Origin of the sequence: Pseudescherichia vulneris, from assembly GCF_902164725.1 — a bacterium.
Lineage (GTDB): Bacteria > Pseudomonadota > Gammaproteobacteria > Enterobacterales > Enterobacteriaceae > Pseudescherichia > Pseudescherichia vulneris.
In genome coordinates this window covers 115,538-118,511 of the sequence record NZ_LR607338.1, presented here as the reverse complement: position 1 = coordinate 118,511, position 2,974 = coordinate 115,538, and the positions used below count along the sequence as shown (strand labels likewise).

The window sequence follows — 2,974 nt, the reverse complement described above, 5'->3', positions numbered from 1 at the left end:
GCCTGTTACCTACACCCGCATGAAAGCCACCAGCGCGCGTCTGCTCACCGAGAACGGCGCGGAGTACCCGGTAAAGCGAAAGGGATCGGTAACGGTCACCGGCGGCGTTGAGCATCGCGAACCGGATAAGACCTTCACTGCCATCGGCGTGCGGACTGACTATAAACCCGGTGAAATAGATGGCACGGTCATCATAAACGGCGATACGCGCATTGTGTTTACTGCTGATACCGAGCTGCGCACCGGTGACATGGTGGAGATGGACGGCAAATGGTACCGCATTGAAAAGCCTAACCCGGTTAAGCCTGGCACAGTGCTGCTGTGCTACCGCGCTCAGCTGAGGGCATAACATGGCAGATAACCAGGCGTTTATGGTGTCCATCAATGCGTTCGTCAGCCAGGCAAAGGCGCGGCAGGAGGAAGTGGTGCGTGTGGTCGGCATCAAAATTCTGGCGCGACTGGTGCAGATGTCGCCTGTCGGCAATCCAGAGCTGTGGGCGGTCAACCAGACGGCGGTGGCCTATAACGCGGCGGTCACGGAGCATAACAGCCTGCTGCGGCAGAACCCGGACAACCTGACTAAGGCAGGGCGGCTGCGGCCGGGTCGTAAGGTAAACGACAGCATGGACCTGAAGGCACCGCCGGGCTATACGGGCGGGCGTTTTCGCGGTAACTGGCAGGTGTCGTTTGACCAGCGGACAACGGGCGAGACAGGGCGCATCGATAAGGCTGGCCACGAGACGATCGCCGCAGGCAACCTGGTGCTGGAGCAGTTCAAAGTCGGTACCACGGCGGTCTATTTCAGTAACAACGTCCCGTATGCCTACCCGCTGGAGATGGGGCATTCCAGCCAGGCCCCTGGCGGCATGGTGCGCATCACCGCCGCCGAGTTCCAGCGGTACTTCAGCGAGGCAGTCAGCGAGGTTAAAAAATGATACCGGACATCACAACGGCGCTTGAGGCGATGCTGGGTCTGTGGGCTGACGGCGAGGGCGTGCCGGTGGCGTGGGATAACATTCAGTTCGACCCGCCAGGCGACGGACTCTATCTGATCTCTCATGACATGCCCGCGCAGCCCTACAGCATTGATATGGCGGGTGGCTGCCGGGTCTATCCCGGCGTGTATCAGGTCACCGTCGTCGCGCCAGCAGGTAGTGGCAAATCACAGGCCAGAGCGCTGGCCCGCCTTGTCGCCGGGTTGTTCCCGGAGAACCAGGAAATCCCCGGCGACGGTTTTACCGCCTGGGTGACATCACCGCCTGCCATCTATCCCGGCATACCGGACGGCGTGTCCTATTCCATTCCCGTCAGCATCAACTACCGGGCTGATATCTCAGCCTGAACATTCCCACCGGCGCTGCCGGTTTTTTATTTCTACATGGAGAATCCCTATGGGCTTCGCATTACCTAATGGCGCCACGGTATTCGTCGGCTCGAAACTCGCCACGCCTGTGGCGGTGACGGGCGTGAGCAATGCCGCAGGTGCTGTCTTTACCGTTGCAAACGGCCACGGCCTCGCTGTGGGAGACGTGGTGCTGGTTTCCAGCGGTTGGGCACTCATCGACAGCCTGGTGGCGCGTGTCACGGCGCAGACGACCACCAGCGTGACGATCGGGGTGATTAACAGCACCGATACCAACTTCTTCCCGGCTGGCTCGGGTGCTGGTTCACTCAGCAAAGTAGCCGAGTGGACTGAAATCCCGCAGATCACCGAGGTTGCACAGTCCGGTGGTGACCAGCAGTACACACAGATCCAGTTCCTTGCCGATGACCGCCAGCGCAACCTGGCGACCTACAAGGCAGCGAAGTCGCAGACCTTCACCATGGCGCATGACTCCACGCTGCCTATCTATGCCGTGCTGTCAGCAGCCGATCGTTCCGGCGATACGCTGCCGCTGCGCATGTACGTACCTAAGGCAAAAGAGATGCGTTACTGGTCCGGGAAAGCGTCTTTCGACCCGCAGCCAACCACCGCCGTAAACAACGTCGAAACGGTACAGCCTGCGTTTGCTATCCAGTCCCGCGATATCACCTTCTACAAAGACGCCGCTCCGCAGGCGGCTGCCTGATTCACCCTTTAACAGGCCCGTCAGCGGGCCTTTCTTTCTGCCGAGGAACACATGGCCACTAAATTTCAGCTTCAGCCCAAACCCGTGTTTAAAGCCGACGTTAAGATCCCGCGCGCGGGTGATGATGACGGCATGCTTACGTTTACTTTTCGCCACAAGCCGCTTAAGGAGCTGGCCGCACTGGAGACGCTGGAAGGTAAGACCGCCATCGATTTTCTGGTGGAGATCACCGAGGGCTGGGCACTGCCGGACGCGTTCAGCCAGGAAAACCTTGAAGTGCTGCTGGACAACTACCCGGGCGCGATGAAAGCGATCGTCAGCACCTATTACCGCGAACTGACGGGTAACCGCGAAAAAAACTGATAGCGGTTGCCTCGGCGTTTTATACGCCTGAACCCTCCACCGAAGACCTGGCCGCGTTCGGCCTGAGTGCTGACGACTACACCGAAGAAGAGCAGACCGTTGAGGTATGGCCCGACATCTGGCCCGCGTTCGCTGTCTTCCAGTCGATGGGCACCCAGTGGCGAACGGGCATGGGCGGCATCACCGGGCTGGATTACAACGTGCTGCCCTGGCTGATGAAGCTGAACGGGGTGGAGGATGAGGCAACCGCGTTAACGGATATCCGCGTAATGGAAAGCGCGGCGCTGAAGATTGTCCATCAGGGGGCGTAATGTCTGATATTGCAACGATTTCGCTCCGGGTGAATACCGCCGAGCTGGAGCGCGGCAACAAGGCGCTGGACGATTTCCAGCAGACAGCCGGCGGCGCGGCGAACAAAGCCGATGATCTGAACTCGGTGTTTCGCGCGGGTGCATCCGATCAGAAAAAGAATACCCAGAGCCTTAAAGAGCAGCAGCAGGAGCTGCAGAACCTGCTGAATAAGATCAGCCCGGTGAACAGGG

7 protein-coding genes are annotated in these 2,974 nt (G+C 59.5%); all 7 read left to right on the top strand.

What is annotated here, in order from left to right; all coding sequences use genetic code 11:
- Nucleotides 1-349 (top strand): hypothetical protein (locus FN633_RS00575; protein ID WP_243731463.1); only part of this gene is annotated, 349 nt, incomplete at its 5' end.
- A gap of 1 nt (nt 350) precedes the next feature.
- Nucleotides 351-935, top strand: coding sequence for a hypothetical protein (locus tag FN633_RS00570; protein WP_154056385.1), 585 nt, complete (start codon nt 351-353; stop codon nt 933-935).
- A complete protein-coding gene (locus FN633_RS00565) occupies nt 932-1,342 on the top strand; it encodes a phage tail terminator-like protein (RefSeq protein ID WP_154056384.1) in 411 nt (136 codons plus the stop codon). Before FN633_RS00570 ends, FN633_RS00565 begins: the two co-directional genes overlap by 4 nt.
- 49 nt (nt 1,343-1,391) lie before the next feature.
- The gene (locus FN633_RS00560) at nt 1,392-2,069 is read left to right on the top strand and encodes a phage tail protein (protein ID WP_154056383.1); all 678 of its coding nucleotides are present in this window, start codon (nt 1,392-1,394) and stop codon (nt 2,067-2,069) included.
- 51 nt (nt 2,070-2,120) lie between these two features.
- Nucleotides 2,121-2,432: a phage tail assembly chaperone gene (locus FN633_RS00555; RefSeq protein WP_154056382.1), complete on the top strand. Its 312-nt coding sequence runs from the start codon at nt 2,121-2,123 to the stop codon at nt 2,430-2,432.
- Entirely contained in the window at nt 2,429-2,743 is a 315-nt protein-coding gene (locus FN633_RS18440; protein ID WP_154056381.1) for a DUF1799 domain-containing protein, read from the top strand. Before FN633_RS00555 ends, FN633_RS18440 begins: the two co-directional genes overlap by 4 nt.
- On the top strand, nt 2,743-2,974 hold a 232-nt coding region (locus tag FN633_RS00545; protein WP_154058774.1), incomplete at its 3' end, for a hypothetical protein. The genes FN633_RS18440 and FN633_RS00545, both read left to right, overlap by 1 nt.

Coding starts and splice junctions, on each gene's coding strand:
- FN633_RS00570 (WP_154056385.1), top strand. CDS start 351: ATGGCAGATAACCAGGCGTTTATGGTGTCCATCAATGCGTTCGTCAGC.
- FN633_RS00565 (WP_154056384.1), top strand. CDS start 932: ATGATACCGGACATCACAACGGCGCTTGAGGCGATGCTGGGTCTGTGG.
- FN633_RS00560 (WP_154056383.1), top strand. CDS start 1,392: ATGGGCTTCGCATTACCTAATGGCGCCACGGTATTCGTCGGCTCGAAA.
- FN633_RS00555 (WP_154056382.1), top strand. CDS start 2,121: ATGGCCACTAAATTTCAGCTTCAGCCCAAACCCGTGTTTAAAGCCGAC.